Origin of the sequence: Vreelandella zhaodongensis (genome assembly GCF_013415115.1) — a bacterium.
Classification (GTDB): Bacteria; Pseudomonadota; Gammaproteobacteria; order Pseudomonadales; family Halomonadaceae; genus Vreelandella; species Vreelandella zhaodongensis.
The window spans coordinates 135,252-153,293 of record NZ_JACCDD010000002.1; the positions used below are offsets into that span (position 1 = coordinate 135,252).

The following is an 18,042-nucleotide window of genomic DNA, read 5'->3' on the forward strand; positions in this document are numbered from 1 at the left end:
CTATAGGTGAATGGGGCGTAACTCACCGCCCCTACCTAATATGTTAAGCGCCGAAGTCGTTAGGTCAGCGTCACTTATGCCAGCGAATCTAGAGCGGTGGCCACTGCATCAAACAGCCGCTCTAACTCAGCTTCTGTGGAGCCAAATGGAGGGCCGAACTGCAGCGTGTCACCGCCATAGCGCACGTAAAACCCAGCTTCCCATAAGGCTAAATGAGCATCTCTAGGGCGAATCGTTGGATCGCCATCCCGTGGCGTTAGCTGAATCGCGCCCGCTAAGCCATAGTTGCGAATATCAACTATGTGATTGCGGCCTTTTAGAGCGTGCAGCTTTTGTTCAAAAGCGGGCGCGATAGCACTTACTTGGGCAGGGAAGTTGTCACGCTCCATCAGCTCAAGCGCCGCTAAGCCAGCTGCACAAGCAACAGGGTGGGCGCTGTAGGTGTAACCGTGGGGAAATTCAATGGCGTGTTGGGCGCCGCCAGCGTGCATAAAGGTGTCGAAAATTTCGCTGGAAGCAATCACCGCGCCCATGGGAATAGCGCCGTTGGTGATCTGCTTGGCGACGTTCATGATATCCGGCGTAACGCCAAACGCTTCGGCACCCGTGGTCGCACCGCTGCGCCCAAAAGCGGTGATCACTTCATCAAATATCAGCAGAATATCGTGGGCAGTACAGATCTTGCGCAGCCGATCCAGATAGCCTTTGGGCGGCACAATCACCCCTGCAGAGCCAGACATCGGCTCAACAATTACCGCTGCAATGGTGGAGGCATCGTGCAGGGCAATTTGATCAAGTAGGGCATCGGCAAGCTCGGCACCAGTTTCAGCCTGACCACGAGTGTAGGCATGACCAACTTGAAGTGTATGCGGCAAGTGCGTTACATCCATCAACTGACCGTAGTGTTTGCGGTTGCCACCAATTCCGCCCAGGCTGGTACCACCAATATTCACCCCGTGATAGCCCTTGGCACGGCCAATCATGCGCGTTTTCTCAGGCTTCCCTTTTAATCGCCAGTAGGCCTTGGCCATTTTCACCGAGGTATCCGCAGCTTCTGAACCAGAGTTAGTGAAAAACACATGATCAAGCCCAGCTGGCGTGAGGCTGGCAACCTTTTCCGCGAGTTTAAACGCCAGCGGGTGGCCAATTTGAAAGCCTGGAGCAAAGTCGAGGGTACCCAGCTGTGCCGCCACGGCTTTTTGAATCTCTTCACGGTTATGCCCCGCGCCGCTGGTCCATAACCCAGAGAGTGAATCAAATAGCTTACGGCCCTGGTCATCGATGTAATAGCGCCCTTCCGCGCCGGTAATCATGCGCGGGTTGGTGCGAAAATCACGGTTCGCGCTAAACGGCATCCAGTAGTGTTGATTGAGCCCGGCGACCGACGCGATTTCGCCGGTAGAGTGCTCTGAACCGTGGGAGGTTGTTTTGCTTTTTATTCCAAACATGGTGTCCAGCTCCATCACGATAAGACCTGATCTCAGCATGCGTCACCGAACACGTTTATAAAATCACGTTTTTCTTTTGTTCACGTTAGAGAATTAATACGTAATACACGCTTTTTACTTTACCAATGCGCCGCACAAACAATTGGGAAGCTGCTGATGGAGATTCTGGGGGTTGAAGCCCAAGTAGCGCCTAAGGACACGCCGCCGCTGGCCGTATAGCGCAGCACATATGCGTTTGCGCCAATTCAGCAAACTGCTTTCGAGAGGGCTTAAACCCACCTCCTGGCGGCCAAGCCAGCCAGGCATCGGGTACCATAAAGCCGGGTAACGCTTCACCTACCCAGGCCTTTAACGCCTGCTGTGTCACGGCCTCTCCATGCCAATCGACAAATGCCACTGGGCGCTCTCCCCATTCAGGGTGGGATACTGGCACCACCAGCGCCTGGGCGATGCTGGGGTGATCGACTAGGCGCTGCTCAATACTTTCTGGCTGAATATTTTCACCACCGGAGATAAAGCCGTTATCGAGTCGCCCTTCAACCACCAGCGCCCCGTCGGTGGTGAAATGCCCTTTGTCACGGGTAGCAAACCAGCCCTGGTCATTAAGTGCTGGATCAATCTCACCATCATTCAAATAGCCGCAAAACAATGTCTCACCGCGCACCTGAATTTCCCCATCGACTACGCTAACGTCGCTTCCCGGTAGCGGCCTACCCACAACACCCGGTGCGGTGGGGATGCCAGTACAGACTTGGCTGGCCATCTCGGATAGCCCATAGCTAACTTTCGGTGTTAGCCCCAGCGATGTCATCTGCGCCACCAGTGGCGCGGGAATGGCCGCGCCGCCTAACAACAACTCGCGCAACTGAGTTCGCTGGGGCGTAAAGCCCGCTCTCAGCAACCGCCATAGTTGAGTAGGCACCAGTGAAAGGTGGGTAATCGACTGCTGTTCAAGCCGTGCAGGCAGCGTCTTCGGATCGTCATCAAGAATAACCCGTCCACCGGCCATAAAAACACGAAACGGAATAGCGTAACCGCCGATATGAAACAGCGGCAGTGACAGCAGCCAGCCACTGTTTTGGTCAAGCGGAATAAACGACGCCGAGCCACGGGCAGAGGCCAAATGATTGGCCACACGATGTAGCACTGCCTTTGGTGTGCCGCTGGAACCGGAGGTAAAAATCGTGTTGCATAGCTGACTACCCTCAAGCACCGGCGCTTCACCAACATCGGCTTCCGCCAAGAAATCGAGGGTGATTGGCGTTAGTTCTGACGAGTCATGGTGATCACTTTCCGTTTGGCAAACGCGACCAGCCCGCAAGCGCTTGGCCAAGCCAACTTGCTGTGGAACAGGGAAAGCAGGATTAAGCGGGCAGAAAATCACCCCGGCTCGCAGACAAGCCCAGGCCAGTAGCAAAGATTCAAGCGCCCCTTTGGCGGGAACAACTAATCGATCGCCTGTCACAAAGCCATCATGAGCCAATTGCTGCGCTAAAGACGCCACGCGGCGATTAAGCGTGCGGTAACTAATCCTCACCGAGCCTGCGTCTATTGCTATATGCTCAGGTGCCTCTTTGGCCCAGTAGTGAATGGGGCAGGTGTCTATCACGCTGGGCACTCCTGTTTACTCATGCTGAATTATCCAAACCGGTCAATAAAGGCGATGCAGTGAGTCAGTCTTCACTTCGCCTACGGGGTTCATCACATGCTCGGTCAGCCAATTCCCTGTATCCAGCCCTGGGGGCTCATTGGGCGCCCACTCGCAGGCCAGTCGGGCAAGTAGGCCAAGACCCAGGTCGGATTCAAAGCTAGAGGAGATCACAACACGTAGATGGCACGCCCGTGCCCGTTGGACGAGCGCCTCACAGGCGCTTAGCGAGCCAATCAGCGTTGGCTTGATCACCAGAGCTCTGAGCTGCGGGTGGCAGTACCATTTCTCTTGGCGGGATAGCGTCTCATCTAGCGCAACGGCTACCCCCGTAGCCTCTGCCACGGCGATGGTGTCAGTAAAAGCAGCGCAAGGCTCTTCCAGGTAATCGATTTGCTCAAGGGTCAGGCGCTCACAAAAACGCTGGGCTTCTTCCCGCGTCCAGCCACTATTGGCATCCAGAATCAGCTTGGTGGTGGGGAGCCGCTCGCCAAGCTGTTCGATTAGCGCTAGCTCCTCTTCCATGGCATAGCGTGCCACCTTCAGTTTGAGTCTAGTTGGCGGTGACGTTTGCCAATGAGTGGCTGAAAGAGACGCCATCAGCTCCACAGGCGCGCCCTGGAGCAGCGGATAGGGCGGTTCGAGAACAGCAAGAGACGCTGGCCACGAGCGCTGGGCGCAGTCGAACCCAAACTGCACCGAAGCAAGTGCTGGGCTAACTTTCTCACCGCGTTTCAATGCAGCCATGCAGGCCAAACTCTCCGCTTCAGCTTCTGCTAGCGTTTCTAGTGAGAAGCCAGGCAGCGGGGCTATTTCTCCCCACTGCCCGTTGATAAACACCGCTAGCCCTTCTCTGCTCGCCAGCCACTTGCCTTTAAACATCAACGGCTGGCGAAATGGCAGGCAGTAGCGATAGAGCGCTAGGCTATGCCTGGAACTGTGTCTGAAAACTGGCCGCATTAAGGGTTACGGGGGTAGCGGGAAAAATCCGGGCGGCGCTTTTCGTTGAAGGCGTTCCGCCCCTCCTGCCCCTCTTCGGTCATATAGAAGAGCATGGTGGCATTGCCAGCCAGTTCCTGCAGACCGGCCTGCCCGTCGCAGTCGGCATTAAGTGCGGCTTTCAGGCAACGCAGCGCCATCGGGCTATTCTGTAGCATCTCTCGGCACCAGCGCACACTCTCTTTTTCCAGCTCTGCCAGAGGTGCTACATGGTTGACCAGCCCCATCTCCAGCGCTTGAGCGGCGCTATACTGGCGGCACAGAAACCAGATCTCCCGGGCTTTTTTCTGGCCTACAATACGCGCCATATAAGAGGCGCCGTAGCCGCCATCAAAGGAGCCGACTTTGGGACCGGTTTGGCCGAAAATAGCGTTATCAGCGGCAATGGTCAGGTCGCACATTAGATGTAACACATGGCCGCCGCCAATGGCGTAGCCTGCCACCATGGCGACCACCGGCTTAGGACAGGTGCGAATATCGCGCTGAAAATCCAGCACATTGAGATGGTGGGTGCCCTCTTCATCCTGGTAACCACCGTAGTCGCCGCGAACGCGCTGGTCGCCGCCAGAGCAAAATGCTTTTTCACCCGCGCCAGTAAGCAAAATGACGCCAATAGCACTGTCGTGTCGCGCACGACTCAGCGCTTGAGCCATCTCGCTAACCGTTAGTGGGCGAAAGGCATTGCGCACCTCGGGGCGGTTGATAGTGATCCGCGCAATGCCGTCTCTCGACGTGTGATACAAAATATCCTGATAGCCCTCTGAGCGATCCTGCCACTCGATAGGAGCGTAAAGTTCCGTTTCTGTAAGTCCGTCGATCATGCCAATCTCTTTTTCTTTGTCAGGTTCTATTAGTTAGGCTCTATTAATGGTTCAAGTGCGATTGCTTAGAGGCATAATGTTCTACTGTGTGATACCAGATCTAGAAGCGCATTTAACGCAGCATGCCAGCCACCACTAAACCTAGCGCCAAAACACTCAGTAAGGCGGCTGCACCGTACATCAGTTTTTTATTAAGTATGTCATTGCCCACGCTGATATCAAACAGCCCGTGGCGCAGGCGGTGGGCGGCATGAAATAACGGCAAGCAAACCACCGCGCCAACAAACAGAAAGCCCGGCACACTAAACAGCAGATTGGACGCCCGCTCATAGCTCAGCGCCCCAGCAGGCAGCAGGCCAAGGGGCAGGCAAATGGCAATAAATAGAATGACGGCGGGCAAGATAACCGCAAAGCATACGCCGCCGGCACTGAACAGGCTCCACCAGAGTGGTTCATCAAAAGCTTGTTTATGCTGGGGACCGTGTTCGTTTATAGCTAGTTTTTCCATCATTACGCCCTCCCCAATAGCCAGAAAAATAGCAGTGCAACAGCCACTACACCTGCCCACTGACCAGCGACAATGGCCTTATCAGGCAGGCTATGTCCAGCGATGCGTAGCGGCATTACACGAGGAAACAGCACAAAGAAGGTCGCGGCGTGAAACAGGCTAGCGGCCAGCGCTAAAAGGTTCAGCAGCAGCACAATGGGGGAGCCCATAAAGGCAATCCACCCCTGCCAGCTATCCGCCCCCTGAAGTAGGGCAACCATACCGGCCAGTAAACACAGCGTGAAAAACACCAGCGGCAGTACCGTGGCTTCGCGCAGCATATAGAGCTTAAAAAACCGGTGTTTCAGCCACCAGTTGCGTTTCAGTGGTGGCAGACGTTGTGATGATGATTTATGCATGATCTTTTCTCCCCTCACCCTTTAAACAGCGCAATTAAGGTATGTTTGGCAGCCTCGACCTTGCCCTGATTAACGGCAGCGGCGGGGTCGACATGCTTTGGGCATACCTGCGAACAGAAGCCGACAAAGGTGCAACTCCACACACCCTCGTGTCGATTAAGCTCGGTCATGCGCTGTTTTTTGCCATGGTCGCGGCTATCCAGGTTGTAACGGTGGGCGAGTGTTAGCGCCGCCGGGCCCAGGAATTCAGGGTTCAGCCCAAACTGCGGGCAGGCGGAGTAACAAAGTCCGCAGTTTATGCAGTTAGCGAACTGCTTGTAACGGGCAAGCTGCTCGGGGGTCTGCTGATAGGTTTCCGGTGCCTTCGGGTCATAGGGTTTTACCGGATTGTCATCTATCAGGTAGGGCTTAACCGCCGCTAAGTGCTCAAGGAATATTTCCATATCCACCACTAGATCCCGCTGCACGGGGAAGTGGGATAGTGGCTCGATGCGGATCTCGCCTTCATAATCGCGCAGGAAGGTTTTACAGCCGAGCTTTGGAATGCCGTTGACCATCACCCCACACGAACCACAAATCGCCATGCGGCACGACCAGCGGTAGCTCAGGGTGCTATCAAGCTGCTCTTTAATATGATTCAGGGCATCCAGCAGCGAGGTGCTGTCATCCACCGGCATCTCGTACTGCTGCCAGTAAGCTTCAGCCGAGCTGTCTGGAAGGTAACGTTTAACGCTAATGTGCTTGATGCTGGTGTTATTCGTGCTGACACTCTTGGTAGTGATCTGCTCGGTACTCATACCTTGCCCCCCTTGCCCGCATCGCCGTAAGCCCGCTCAGCCGGTGCGGAAAACCGAACATCAACGTCCTGCCAGCGCAGTTCGGCCGGTGCTTCGCCTTGGTAAAAGACTTGGCTGTGCTTGAGATAATTAACGTCGTCGCGTTTTTGCATGCCTTCATCTAAGCGTTGGTGAGCACCGCGGGATTCACGCCGTTCAAGTGCTCCTAGGCAAGAGGCTTCGGCAATATCCAGGCCGTATCCCAATTCGATGCACTCCAGCAGCTCGGTGTTGAATATCTTGCTGGTATCGTTAACGCGAATTTTGGCATAGCGCTCACGCAACTGACGCATGGTCTCAAGCGAATGGCGCATGCCTTCTTCGGTGCGATAAATACCACAGCCACTCTCCATGGCTTGCACCATGGCGTGCTTAAGTTCTACCCAGGATTCGCCGCTGCCTTCACCATCACACAGGCGCGCCAAAGTCGCTTGCTGACGCTCGGCTTGGGCTTCCAGCAGGCGCGTATCAGCCCACTCGGTTTGTGCCGCCCGCTTACTGGCTTGCTCACCCGCCAAGCGGCCAAACACCAGTAGCTCAGTCAGAGAATTGGAGCCCAGCCGGTTAGCTCCGTGCAAACCGACAGAAGCGCACTCCCCAGCAGCATAGAGCCCAGCAATAGACGTTTCGCACAGAGGATCGGTCTCAATTCCCCCCATGGTGTAGTGAACCGCCGGGCGAATGGGGATCGGTTCTTTCACAGGGTCAACATTGATATAGGATTTAGCCAGCTCGCAGATAAACGGCAGGCGCTCTAGGATGTACTTTTCACCCAAGTGGCGCAGATCAAGATAGACCACGTCGCTGTCACCAAACTTGCCAGTGCGGCCCGCCTGCTGCTCCTGCCAGAAAGCCTGGGAGAGTTTGTCCCGCGGCCCCAGTTCCATATATTTGTTTTCCGGCTTGCCCAGCGGTGTTTCCGGACCAAGTCCATAATCCTGCAGATAGCGATAACCATCTTTATTGAGCAGAATGCCGCCTTCCCCCCGGCACGCTTCGGTAATCAAAATACCGGAACCGGGTAAACCGGTGGGGTGGTATTGAACAAACTCCATGTCCCGCAGCGCCACACCGTGACGATAAGCCATGGCCATGCCATCGCCAGTCACAATGCCCGCGTTAGTATTGAAACGAAATAAGCGCCCCGCGCCACCGGTGGCCAGGATCACCGCTTTAGCACGTAGCAGCGTCAATTCGCCAGTGGCTACCTGCAGCGCAATCACACCTATCACTGCACCTTCGTGAACCGCCAGATCAAGCACGAAATACTCATCAAAACGCTCAATCTCAGGGTATTTCAGCGAGGTCTGAAACAGCGTGTGCAGCATATGGAAGCCGGTTTTGTCGGCAGCAAACCAGGTGCGGGCCGTTTTCATGCCGCCAAAGCGGCGCACCTGCACCTGGCCATCGTCTTTGCGGCTCCATGGGCAGCCCCAGCGCTCCATCTGCACCAGCTCTTGATAGGCGTGATGGACAAAGTAGTCGACGACGCCCTGTTCAACTAGCCAGTCACCGCCTGACACCGTGTCATCAAAGTGGGCCTGATGGGAGTCTTCAGCACTGGTAACAGCGGCAGCGCCCCCTTCAGCGGCCACGGTATGGGAGCGCATCGGGTAGACTTTAGACAGCAGCGCAATACGTTGAGGTGTCTTGTGCTCCTTGGCATGCTCAGCAGCGCCAATAGCCGCACGTAAGCCTGCCCCACCGCCTCCTACAATGACGATATCGAAATCTCGCTGCTGCATAACACTTCCTTCCGTTAGCCAGGCCAAAGCGCGTTAGTGGCGACACTCTGCGGCGTCGTCTTCTTTATTTGAACTTACCATACCCGTGGCGAGCTCTGTTCATTAGTCCAAAGGACTATTGATGTACATCAAGAAAGATAGAAATCGAGTTGGCGTTGCTTTTACCCTAGTGCCATACCATCTACTCTTCAAATAACTCACTGCCATCGGCAGGTGTTTTCGGCGTTGTTTTTAAAGAAAAAGTTTTTAAAGGCAAAGCTTTTAAAGACAAGGTCAATATTCCGGTGTGGCTTTACTGCCGAAATAATACTTAGAAAATAGAAGAACTTAAAAACAACTGAAGAGAAAGAGAGAGGCAGTATGAACAGCATTACTCAACCATCGCCTCGGTGGAAGCTATTCGCACCACTTATCATCGCCATCATTGTTGCGTTAATACCTACCCCTGACGGCGTAGCACCCCATGCGTGGTACTTCTTTGCTATCTTTCTTGGTTGCGTGGTGGGCTTAATTCTTGAGCCATTACCCGGCGCAGTCATAGGGCTGATAGGGGTTACCCTCATCGCGCTGCTATCGCCCTGGGTGTTGTTTTCTCCAGAGCAGCTAGCCGCTGAGGGCTTTAATCCTGCCAACCAAGCTTTTGCTTGGGCGGTGTCAGGCTTTACTAACGCCACCGTCTGGTTGATTTTCGGTGCCTTTATGTTTGCCTTAGGGTACGAGAAAACCGGCCTTGGCAGACGCATTTCGCTCTGGCTGGTAAACGCCATGGGCAAGCGCACCCTGACGCTTGGCTACGCGGTGATGATCTCCGACTCGATTCTTGCCCCTTTTACGCCCTCCAACACTGCACGCAGTGCGGGCACCATTTATCCGGTGATTCGCAACCTCCCACCGCTTTACGACTCGCACCCCAATGACCCCAGCATGAAGCGTATGGGTAGCTTTTTGATGTGGACAGCGCTGGCTTCTACCTGCGTGACCAGCTCGCTTTTTCTGACAGCCATGGCTCCTAACTTGTTAGCCGTTGCCCTGACCGAAAGCACGACCGGTATCCAGATCAACTGGGGGCAGTGGTTTATGGCCATTGCGCCAGTAGGTATTTTGCTACTGCTGTTAGTGCCACTGCTTTGCTACTGGCTATGCGCCCCTGAGGTGAAAGCGGGCCATGAAATTTCTGACTGGGCAAGAGACGAGTTAAAACAATTAGGCAAGCTCACTCGTAAAGAGATAGTACTGGTGGTAATGGTTGTCACGGCGCTACTACTGTGGATTTTTGGCGGCGGCATTATCTCCGCATCTTTGGTTGGGCTGGTTGTGATTTGCGGCATGCTGCTGACAGGAATCATCACCTGGGATGATATTCTCAAGAACAATGCCGCCTGGAATACCTTTGTCTGGTTTGCCACCTTGGTGGCGCTGGCAGGCGGACTTAGCCAAGTGGGGTTCGTGCACTGGTTTGGCAACGTAGTGGGCGGACAAATAAGTCACTTTAACCCGCTGATGGCCATGGTAGCCTTGACCGTGCTCTTCTACGCTCTGCACTACTTCTTTGCCAGTATCACGGCACACGTCACCGCCCTACTGCCGGTTATTTTGGCGGCGGCGTCTGGCATTCCAGGCTTGGATATGCAGATGTTTGTGCTACTGCTGCTGCCCACGCTCGGCTTTATGGGCATTCTCACACCTTACGGCACAGGGCCAAGCCCGGTTTACTACGGTAGCGGCTACTTGCCCAGTGCACTCTTCTGGCGGTTGGGAGCAATCTTCGGGCTGATCTTCCTCGTGGCGTGGCTAGTCATTGGCCTGCCCTGGCTAATGTTGCTTAACTAACACTGGCTTAACTAACACTGGCTTAACTGAAACTGGCTTAGCTAAGCGCTTGTTAAACCAAGAGTGCTATCTATACCAAGCGTTTAGCTGCTGTGAAATGGCCGTTGGCTGCTCGGCATGCAAATTGTGCCCCCCGCTTAGAATGATATGACGCAAGCGGGGAGCGCCAGCGGCCAAACGGGAGGCCAAGTCATGGAACTTGGCATCCCGCAGGCCTGAAAAATAGCTGACCGGTAGTGAGGTGTTTTCCAGCCACTGCCATTGAGAAGACTGCTTGCCTAGCGACGTCGCCCTTAGCATCTTAGCAACGGCAGACCCATCATTATTCAAACGTCGTTGAACCTGCCGAATCCGTTGGGCCTCAGTGAGGTCAGCAAATACCGGTTGCTGATACCAGTCGACAAGTATGTTTTCCAGTGGCTCCTGCTCAAAGCGTATCGCCCAGCGCTCATCGTGGGCAATTCGGTCAGGACGCTCGCCTGCAGGCAGCCCAGGATGGGCACTCTCTAACCAGAGTGCCTCAAGGCCGAGTGGTTGACAGCTGGCGTGATAAAGCGCCAAACGACCACCCAGGGAGTAACCCAGCAGGCAATAGCGACGAACGCCGCAATTTATCAAGGTGTCACTGAGCCAATGGTGAAACGCCTCAAACGAGGCTACCTGTACTTGGTGATTCTCGCCGTGCCCTGGCAAATCGAGCGCGAGGCAATCGATGCCTTCTAACCCAGCAATGACCTCTGCCCAATCGTGGCGATTGCCCAGCAGGCCGTGCAGCATGACGAGGGTCGGCGCCTGTTGCTTAGACTCCCGGCTCACGCCGCCCCTCCCTAAGCGCTGCCCCCATGGCGTTAAGGTCATCAGCCACCTGCTGATGGGGGACGTGAATCTCGATCAACGTCACACCTACTTGCAGGGCTTGAGTGTAGTCGGTCACAAAGGCATCCAGTGAATCGGGTGCTGCATAGCTAAGCCCAAACATCTGCGCCGCATGTTCGAAGCTCAAGCCATGGGGCTGGCGGTAATAACGCTCTAGCAGCTCCCTCTCTTTTGGCACTGGCAACATGTGAAAAATGCTACCGCCATCATTATTAAGAATAACCACCACTAGCGGTTGAGCCGCCTGCTTTAACAATGCCAAGCTATTGAGGTCATGCAGTGCACTGGTATCTCCCAGCAAAATGGTAGTCGGCTGTGGATGGGTGCAACTGATGCCGTAGGCCGTGGCGATTAAGCCATCGATACCGGAAGCGCCGCGGTTAGCAAATATCCGCAAGGGCATCTTTCGATGCGTTCCCAGCATATTCATTAGCCGTGCGGGTAGGCTATTACCTATAAACAGCTGGCCTGTAGCTAGCTGCGCTAGCTGGTGGCAAACCCCAATTTCCGAGAAGCTATTACATCGCTCTTCAACCACGTGACTGGTTCGACGTTGAAGGTTATCCAACTGATGCCAAGGCGATTGTTCAGGTAGCGTTGGCAAAGCAGCTATCAAATCGGCTGGCTGGCATATCCACCGCCGTTTAACGCAGTAGTCGGGGTCTAGCCGCTGGGGCAATGGGTCAACCAACCAGACATCCTGCCACGGCTGCTGAGCAATGAATTGCGTTAACCGCTTGGAAATTAGTCGGCCGCCAAACTGCAGCAGCACCTCGGCTTTAGCAAGCTCCTCGCTGAAACGTTCATCATGGAGCGCTAGATCAAAATGGATCAGGTTGTGGGAATCAAACCGAACCTGGCTTTGCACATCCGCCAGCAGAGGCCAGCCCAGCTGCTTGGATAGCTCAAGCACTTGCTGCGCCTGATGGGAGGCATCAACACGGCCCTCAACGCTGTCCTCAACCCTGCCAATAACAATCAGACCCCGCTGCTGGGAAAATGCTTTCCAATCACTCTTGAGGGGGGGAATCGCAGCCCTGGTCTGCCAATCACTCCACGGGGCGGACGTCGTCAGCCAGCGCCCTAACGGGGTGAGGTAGTCACTGGCATCCACCAAGCTATTACTGGGGTAAAGCGGTTCGCGGTAACGGCAGTTAAGGTGGATGGGGCCCGGGGTACGGCGCTGCTGATCAACCGCCTGATCAAGGGTACTGAGTAGAAATGCTGCTTTTATCTCAGCATCTGGCGGTGGCAGGTCGTGGTAAACACTAGTGTGGTGGGAGAAAATATCCCGCTGGTCGATCGCTTGGTTACTGCCGTTATCCAGTAACTCAATGGGACGATCAGCGGAGAGCACTATCAGCGGCACACCGAGCAAGTTGGCTTCTACCACTGCTGGATAGAGATTCGCGACGGCAGTGCCCGAAGTAGTGATAATCGCGACTGGTCGCTGACTGCCCCGAGCAATACCCAGTGCCATAAACCCCAGACCCCGCTCATCAAAATGGCAGTGGCAGCGCAGCCCAATATGCTCGCTGGCCACCATGGTCAAAGGAGATGAGCGGGAGCCCGGCGCCACTACTACATCGCGCACGCCCAGGCGATAAAGCTCCTCTAGCATCAACGCCGCCCAAACATGGTTAAAGGTGGCGTGCTCTTTCACAAAATCGTTTTTCGCGAAACTGTTCGTCGCAACGTCGCTCGATACAGGTGCCGTCATGACCGTTATCCCATTCCTAATAGCGACATAATATCTGCAATTTTACTATCCAGCTCATGCCACTCTTCGTCTGGTTGGGAGCCCGCCACAATACCGGCACCGGCATAGAGGCGAATCGTTTCTGAGCCAACATGAGCGCAACGAATAGCCACCGCCAGTTCGCTGCTTGCGTGACTAACTCTGCCGAAGGCGCCTGCATACCAGCCGCGTTGATGGCGCTCATGCTGACGAATAAACGCCAGCGCCAAATGACGAGGAAAGCCCCCTACCGCGGGCGTTGGAGGCAATGCTCCCAACAATTGTTGATCGGTGACTTCGCGGTGCAACTCGGCATCTATGAGGCGTCGGATATGCTGCACTGAACGCAGCTTAACAATATGCGCCTCACCCATGTGGACGTGATGTGAAAGCGGCTCAAGCTGGGTCAGAAGCTGCTGATATACGCATCGGTTTTCCAAACTGTTTTTCTTATCACCCAGTAGCTCCGCAGCAAGCGCCTGATCTTGTAGGGCATCACGCTCGCGGCGTATTGTGCCCGCTAGAGCCTCGGTAATTAAATGGCGACCTTCGCGCTTATAAAGCCGCTCCGGCGGGCAACCAATAAACGCCGCTTGCGCCGCAAACTGGATGCCAAAGTGAAAGCAGTCGGTGGCACTGCCCTGCCAGCGTGATAGCAGCGCCCAGGGGCTAGGGACTTCAGCTGTGACCAAGCTCGTCTCACGGGAGAGCACTACCTTGGGAGTGTGGCGCAGATGTTCAGGATGGGTAACTTGCCCTACCCACGACGCCCACTCTTTTTGTGAGGGATGGTCTTCGCGCTGGTAGGTGCGAGACAACAGGCGAGGCAGCGGTTGCTCCTTTTCCAGCGCAGCCAAACAGGCACGGGCCTGGGCTATTTCTGCATCAGGGCAGCGGTCATCAAAACGCAGGTTGAGTGACAGCGCTGCCTTGCCTTGATGACGCTTGAGCTCTATACGCGGCAGTAAAAAATGACAGCCGCCAAAATGCTGCCACTCGGGCGCGCGGGGATCGAAAGCCGTGCCGCCGAAATAATCTGGCTGCTCGCCCCCCATATCGGCCAACGTGGCAAGGTCTGCCTGCAGCGCGGCTAGCGAATCAAACGCTTTAACGGCACCTAGCGCCGCATACTCAGCTGCGCCTGCATCACGCGCCTTCCAATAAAGCCGGGGGAACAGCTGCTGCGCGTTTAGCCACCCAGCTAGGTTACCCACCTGACAAGATGTGCTTAGGCGTATAAACCCCTTCCTAGCGGTTTCATTAAGCGTATCAAGCTGGTGCTTAAGCGCTTCGATAGGGTTTGTAGATTGCATAATTCGCCTATTAAACCCGCGTTTACAATGTCGGGTACCAGTGACTTACACCCAGTTACTTCCAACCTAACCTCTGCTTAATAAAAGGCAACACCCAGCGATCTCCGCCAAAGCGACCCGCATTGGCGCCTGCCACCAGCAAAAAGAAAGTCAGCCCAATCATCCAAGGATTAGTGGAAACTGTGCCTGCCATCAAGAAAGACATATTCATGACAATGGCAAAAAACGCAGCAAACGAGGTCAACACGCCAACGATCAAACCAAGGCCGACCAACACCTCTCCCAGCGGTATAATGAAATTGATAAACTCCGCATAGGGCAACGCGAAATTTTCCAGAAAGGCGACATAATTAGGGTAAACCATGCTGCCCTCGCGCATAACAGGATTTGCGACAGCATTGCTTAAAAAGCCCTCAGCACTAAAGCCTCCGGCCATCTTACCAATACCAAGAGTCAACCAAGTAAAGCCTAGGTAGAGCCGTAGCAATAACCAAACTACCGCCATATATTTGTTATGTCTAAATAAGTCACCAATCATCACGTAAGCTCCGAGTGTAGGGTAGCTTAAGTGTGGGGTAAGGCAACGCTGTTTGCTTTGATGCAGATCTATTTTTTAGCACTTTCTTATATAATACTGAATGTTTGGCCGTTGCACCGCTAGCCGCTATTTAAACGTTAATCATCAACAGGAATGTCAACGCAATGGAACAACTCGCTAAGCGCCGCCACTACCAAGCTTGGGTGCTAGCTGCACGCCCCCGCACGCTACCGCTGGCGTGTGCCTCCATTCTACTGGGCAGTGGGCTTGCGGCTAGTGCGGACGCTTTTAATAGTGTGGTGCTTTTGCTTGCCCTGCTAACAGCCGTTGCACTTCAGGTACTCTCTAACCTAGCCAACGATTACGGCGATGCCGCATCGGGTGCTGACGACGAGCAGCGCATAGGCCCTGCGAGAGCGGTCTCTTCCGGCTTACTAAGCCCCGAAGCCATGCGTAGAGGAATGATGATGACTGCAGTGGTCGCCGCGCTATTCGGTCTTTTATTGCTGTTTGCCGCCTTTGGGAACCAGTGGGGACAGATTCTCACCTTCATACTCTTAGGCGCTGCCGCGTTGCTGGCAGCGGTGACCTATACTGTTGGGCTAGGTGGAACCCCTTACGGTTACCGTGGACTGGGGGATATTGCCGTCTTTATGTTTTTCGGGGTGCTGGGTGTATTAGGCACCTATTATCTCCACGTACAGCAACTAAGCTGGCTGCCGTTTTTGCCTGCCGCAGCTTGCGGGCTACTGGCCACCGCGGTACTCAATGTGAATAACATTCGAGACATCGAAAGCGATGCACGTAACGGCAAGATTACCCTGGCGGTGCGGCTGGGCCGCGCTAACGCGATCAACTACCACTGGACGTTGCTGGGGTTGGCACTGCTGCTTACCGTGATCTACTTAGTTGTTCTGCCGGTGCCGTTGCTGAGTTGGAGCTGCCTGCTGGTGGCCAAGCCACTAACGGATGCCGCACGAACATTAAGTAATACCCGCGATGGCGCGACTCTGACTGGGATGCTAAAGAAAACAGCCCTCTCGACGCTGCTTTACAGCGTATTGCTCTCCATTGGCTTAGCGCTTTTTTAGTCGGTGTTTAAAGCAGTGCTCTGTCAAGTATTCAGCGGGGTAACCACCCCGCTGACAACCTCCAAACGTTGACCAACACGAGCCTTACAGCACCACCTCATAACCTTCAAATTTGGGTGGACCAAGGTAAATACCTTCGGGTGACTTGGCATTGGCGTGGGCTTTGCGAAACGCCTCTGACTTGGTCCAGGCGCGGAAGGCAGCTTCCGATTCCCATACGCTGTGGGAGATAAACACAGTGTGATCTTCCTGGCTTTCGCCCTGCAGCATTTGGAATTGCTTAAAGCCTGGCACTTCATCCAGGTGAGAATCGCGGTTACGCCACACCTCCAAGAAGTCCTCCTCGCGACCTGGGGCAATCCGAAAACGGTTCATAGCGATATACATGCACTCTCTCCTATTGGGTTGTCTAAAACGACAGCACAGCGGCCTGCCTCTTACGATGATTATCGCTTGATGGTAACGTCATGGTTTGATGAAAAATAGTTTATGACGAATAGTCCTCAACCGTCAGGATACGGCATGGCTAAGGCTCTCATCCAGGTCGTTTGGTTTAAACGTGATATGCGCATTCATGATCATGCGCCGCTTTCCAACGCGGCTGCAGCAGGGCCTGTATTGCCGCTGATTCACTCATCGACCTTGCCAAGGTACTGGCAACACTGGGACTGCCATTGTGCATTTGGCAAGGCGATACCCCGGAATTGTTAACCTCGCTACGGCCTCATTACGGCCACATTGCCCTTCACTCTCACCAGGAAGCTGGCAATGCCTAGAGTTTTGAACGGGACAAACGAGTCCATACGGGGTGCCAAGCCAACGGCGTGGCTTGGCAGAAAGCCCGCCAGCAGCTTTCCCTGTTTGATGATGGCAGCGTTAACAATAGAGCATAAGAGCTATTAGCCAGCTAGTTATCTAGTTAAACAAATAGCAAATAACTATAGCCAATTAATTCGTGCCATTTTCACATCACAAAAATATTACATAACACTACAAAAGCCCAAGGTCACAGCAAAATAATCACCACCACCGCAGTTAACGTAGATTAAACATCAACTATATCTGATAAATACCTGATCTGAGCGAATAAGCACCGCGCTCAGAAGCATCGCTATTGACATCAAAACCGTAGGAATTGACAAAAAGTTGGCTTGACGAACTTCTATGGTAATTAGGCACGTGTTGCCTTTTCAACGACAACTCAACGAACGTGTTAATCGCAGCACAATGATAAATCGAACAAAGCAGGGAAACTAACATGCACATTAAAAGAGCTAAAATTGCCACTGCTGTCAGCGCTGCCTTCCTGACATGCGCCGCTGGTTTTGCTACCGCAGATAACACTCCCAGCCTTGGAAATGACCCTATTCGCATCGTAATGCCCTACGGAGCTGGCGGTAGTACCGACATCACTGCCCGTATTATTGCGGCTAATGCGGCTGAGCACTGCGGCACACGTATTGACGTGGTTAGCATGCCTGGAGCCGGGGGCATGGAAGGCTTACAGTTTGTCGCCGATGCAGAGCCTAATGGCCACACCATTTTGATGGCCGATTACTCAGCAACCATTACCCAAACGCTAACAGAAGAAACTGACTGGGAAGTTGAGGACTGGGCACCGATCGTACATCTCACCGACTGGAAACCGACTGTTTACGTAAAAGCCGACCACGAGATTCAAAGCATAGAAGAGTGGGTAGCGTTGGCCGAAGCAGAACCGAATTCGTTAGTGTTTGGCCATGCCGACCCTCTTAGTTTGGTTCACTTGCCGCTCGTACTGCTTGAGATGGAAACCGGCATTCAAAATGTTCACTTACCCACAACCGGTGGTGGCGAGACACGCACAATGATCCTCGGTGGCCACATTGATTTAGGCATGACGCTCCCGCCGTCTATTGTTTCTAATGTAAATTCTGGCGAAGTTACCGCAATAGGTGTGTTTGCAGACGAGCGCTCCGACGTATTACCTGACGTTCCGACCTTTAAAGAGGCGGGTTACGACGTATCGTTTGAGGCTCCTCTTCTGGTTTACACCTACTCCTCTGTGCCTGAGTCTATTCAGCAAGAGCTCTCCGAATGCATCATGAAGGGCCTTGAGTCGGATACTGCACAAACCATGAGCACCCAAGCATCCGCTGGCTTGAATAACGTGCAAGGGCTGGAAAGCGCTCAAGCTATTTATCGCGATACAACCGTGCGCGTTAAAGAAGTATTGGCAGCTATTAACGAAGAATAACGCCTGTCCCTGGCCCC

Annotated in this window: 17 protein-coding genes; 4 read left to right on the plus strand and 13 right to left on the minus strand. The window is 54.1% G+C overall.

Annotated elements, in window-relative coordinates:
* Positions 1-74: 74 nt before the first annotated feature.
* The 8 genes from aptA to frdA all read right to left on the minus strand — a co-directional run bounded on the left by aptA (position 75) and on the right by frdA (position 8,403).
* A complete protein-coding gene (gene aptA, locus HZS79_RS04105) occupies positions 75-1,448 on the minus strand; it encodes an omega-aminotransferase AptA (RefSeq protein WP_218927934.1) in 1,374 nt (457 codons plus the stop codon).
* Positions 1,449-1,638: 190 nt separating this feature from the next.
* On the minus strand, positions 1,639-3,057 hold the full coding sequence (locus HZS79_RS04110; RefSeq protein WP_179927122.1) for an AMP-binding protein: 1,419 nt from the start codon (positions 3,055-3,057) through the stop codon (positions 1,639-1,641).
* Between the two features lie 42 nt (positions 3,058-3,099).
* Positions 3,100-4,056 carry an o-succinylbenzoate synthase gene (menC, locus tag HZS79_RS04115; RefSeq protein WP_179927123.1) on the minus strand — a complete coding sequence of 319 codons (957 nt, stop codon included), beginning with the start codon at positions 4,054-4,056 and terminating at the stop codon, positions 3,100-3,102.
* Entirely contained in the window at positions 4,056-4,916 is an 861-nt protein-coding gene (menB, locus tag HZS79_RS04120; protein WP_179927124.1) for a 1,4-dihydroxy-2-naphthoyl-CoA synthase, read from the minus strand. The genes menC and menB overlap by 1 nt, the downstream gene beginning before the upstream one ends.
* Positions 4,917-5,028: 112 nt before the next feature.
* Positions 5,029-5,427: a fumarate reductase subunit FrdD gene (gene frdD, locus HZS79_RS04125; protein WP_238401339.1), complete on the minus strand. Its 399-nt coding sequence runs from the start codon at positions 5,425-5,427 to the stop codon at positions 5,029-5,031.
* Positions 5,427-5,822, minus strand: a complete 396-nt coding sequence (locus tag HZS79_RS04130; RefSeq protein ID WP_009724670.1) for a succinate dehydrogenase/fumarate reductase transmembrane subunit — start codon at positions 5,820-5,822, stop codon at positions 5,427-5,429. The genes frdD and HZS79_RS04130 overlap by 1 nt, the downstream gene beginning before the upstream one ends.
* A 14-nt stretch (positions 5,823-5,836) precedes the next feature.
* Positions 5,837-6,619 carry a succinate dehydrogenase/fumarate reductase iron-sulfur subunit gene (locus HZS79_RS04135; RefSeq protein WP_162217106.1) on the minus strand — a complete coding sequence of 261 codons (783 nt, stop codon included), beginning with the start codon at positions 6,617-6,619 and terminating at the stop codon, positions 5,837-5,839.
* Positions 6,616-8,403, minus strand: a complete 1,788-nt coding sequence (gene frdA / locus HZS79_RS04140) for a fumarate reductase (quinol) flavoprotein subunit (protein WP_179927125.1) — start codon at positions 8,401-8,403, stop codon at positions 6,616-6,618. Before frdA ends, HZS79_RS04135 begins: the two co-directional genes overlap by 4 nt.
* A gap of 360 nt (positions 8,404-8,763) precedes the next feature.
* On the opposite strand from frdA, the gene HZS79_RS04145 reads away from it, so the two are divergent.
* Entirely contained in the window at positions 8,764-10,233 is a 1,470-nt protein-coding gene (locus HZS79_RS04145; protein WP_162217104.1) for an anion permease, read from the plus strand.
* 66 nt (positions 10,234-10,299) lie between these two features.
* Here HZS79_RS04145 and menH read toward each other — a convergent pair whose 3' ends face one another.
* From menH to HZS79_RS04165, 4 genes are read right to left on the minus strand one after another with little or no spacing between them, the layout of a single operon-like run.
* Positions 10,300-11,049, minus strand: a complete 750-nt coding sequence (gene menH, locus HZS79_RS04150; protein ID WP_340159011.1) for a 2-succinyl-6-hydroxy-2,4-cyclohexadiene-1-carboxylate synthase — start codon at positions 11,047-11,049, stop codon at positions 10,300-10,302.
* Positions 11,033-12,829 (minus strand): 2-succinyl-5-enolpyruvyl-6-hydroxy-3-cyclohexene-1-carboxylic-acid synthase, encoded by a 1,797-nt coding sequence (menD, locus tag HZS79_RS04155; RefSeq protein ID WP_179927127.1) that lies wholly within the window; start codon positions 12,827-12,829, stop codon positions 11,033-11,035. Before menD ends, menH begins: the two co-directional genes overlap by 17 nt.
* A gap of 5 nt (positions 12,830-12,834) precedes the next feature.
* The gene (locus HZS79_RS04160; RefSeq protein ID WP_179927128.1) at positions 12,835-14,160 is read right to left on the minus strand and encodes an isochorismate synthase; all 1,326 of its coding nucleotides are present in this window, start codon (positions 14,158-14,160) and stop codon (positions 12,835-12,837) included.
* A 55-nt stretch (positions 14,161-14,215) separates the two neighbouring features.
* The gene (locus HZS79_RS04165; protein ID WP_179927129.1) at positions 14,216-14,698 is read right to left on the minus strand and encodes a DoxX family protein; all 483 of its coding nucleotides are present in this window, start codon (positions 14,696-14,698) and stop codon (positions 14,216-14,218) included.
* 164 nt (positions 14,699-14,862) lie between these two features.
* Here HZS79_RS04165 and HZS79_RS04170 point away from each other — a divergent pair, with 164 nt between their 5' ends.
* Complete coding sequence (locus tag HZS79_RS04170) at positions 14,863-15,789, plus strand: 1,4-dihydroxy-2-naphthoate polyprenyltransferase (protein WP_179927130.1); 927 nt, start codon at positions 14,863-14,865, stop codon at positions 15,787-15,789.
* Between the two features lie 84 nt (positions 15,790-15,873).
* On the opposite strand, the gene hmuQ is transcribed toward HZS79_RS04170, so the two are convergent.
* Positions 15,874-16,176: a heme-degrading protein HmuQ gene (gene hmuQ, locus HZS79_RS04175; protein WP_162217099.1), complete on the minus strand. Its 303-nt coding sequence runs from the start codon at positions 16,174-16,176 to the stop codon at positions 15,874-15,876.
* 177 nt (positions 16,177-16,353) lie between these two features.
* Between hmuQ and HZS79_RS16800 the strand changes: the two genes are divergently transcribed.
* Both HZS79_RS16800 and HZS79_RS04185 read left to right on the plus strand, forming a co-directional pair.
* A complete protein-coding gene (locus tag HZS79_RS16800) occupies positions 16,354-16,500 on the plus strand; it encodes a hypothetical protein (protein WP_246311416.1) in 147 nt (48 codons plus the stop codon).
* A 547-nt stretch (positions 16,501-17,047) separates the two neighbouring features.
* Positions 17,048-18,025, plus strand: a complete 978-nt coding sequence (locus tag HZS79_RS04185; RefSeq protein ID WP_179927131.1) for a Bug family tripartite tricarboxylate transporter substrate binding protein — start codon at positions 17,048-17,050, stop codon at positions 18,023-18,025.
* The last annotated feature ends 17 nt before the right edge of the window (positions 18,026-18,042 follow it).

Coding starts and splice junctions, on each gene's coding strand:
- HZS79_RS16800 (WP_246311416.1), top strand. CDS start 16,354: ATGCGCATTCATGATCATGCGCCGCTTTCCAACGCGGCTGCAGCAGGG.
- HZS79_RS04185 (WP_179927131.1), top strand. CDS start 17,048: ATGCACATTAAAAGAGCTAAAATTGCCACTGCTGTCAGCGCTGCCTTC.
- hmuQ (WP_162217099.1), bottom strand. CDS start 16,176: ATGTATATCGCTATGAACCGTTTTCGGATTGCCCCAGGTCGCGAGGAG.
- frdD (WP_238401339.1), bottom strand. CDS start 5,427: ATGATGGAAAAACTAGCTATAAACGAACACGGTCCCCAGCATAAACAA.
- HZS79_RS04170 (WP_179927130.1), top strand. CDS start 14,863: ATGGAACAACTCGCTAAGCGCCGCCACTACCAAGCTTGGGTGCTAGCT.
- frdA (WP_179927125.1), bottom strand. CDS start 8,403: ATGCAGCAGCGAGATTTCGATATCGTCATTGTAGGAGGCGGTGGGGCA.
- menB (WP_179927124.1), bottom strand. CDS start 4,916: ATGATCGACGGACTTACAGAAACGGAACTTTACGCTCCTATCGAGTGG.
- menC (WP_179927123.1), bottom strand. CDS start 4,056: ATGCGGCCAGTTTTCAGACACAGTTCCAGGCATAGCCTAGCGCTCTAT.
- HZS79_RS04130 (WP_009724670.1), bottom strand. CDS start 5,822: ATGCATAAATCATCATCACAACGTCTGCCACCACTGAAACGCAACTGG.
- menD (WP_179927127.1), bottom strand. CDS start 12,829: ATGACGGCACCTGTATCGAGCGACGTTGCGACGAACAGTTTCGCGAAA.
- aptA (WP_218927934.1), bottom strand. CDS start 1,448: ATGTTTGGAATAAAAAGCAAAACAACCTCCCACGGTTCAGAGCACTCT.
- HZS79_RS04135 (WP_162217106.1), bottom strand. CDS start 6,619: ATGAGTACCGAGCAGATCACTACCAAGAGTGTCAGCACGAATAACACC.
- HZS79_RS04160 (WP_179927128.1), bottom strand. CDS start 14,160: ATGCAATCTACAAACCCTATCGAAGCGCTTAAGCACCAGCTTGATACG.
- HZS79_RS04145 (WP_162217104.1), top strand. CDS start 8,764: ATGAACAGCATTACTCAACCATCGCCTCGGTGGAAGCTATTCGCACCA.
- HZS79_RS04165 (WP_179927129.1), bottom strand. CDS start 14,698: ATGATTGGTGACTTATTTAGACATAACAAATATATGGCGGTAGTTTGG.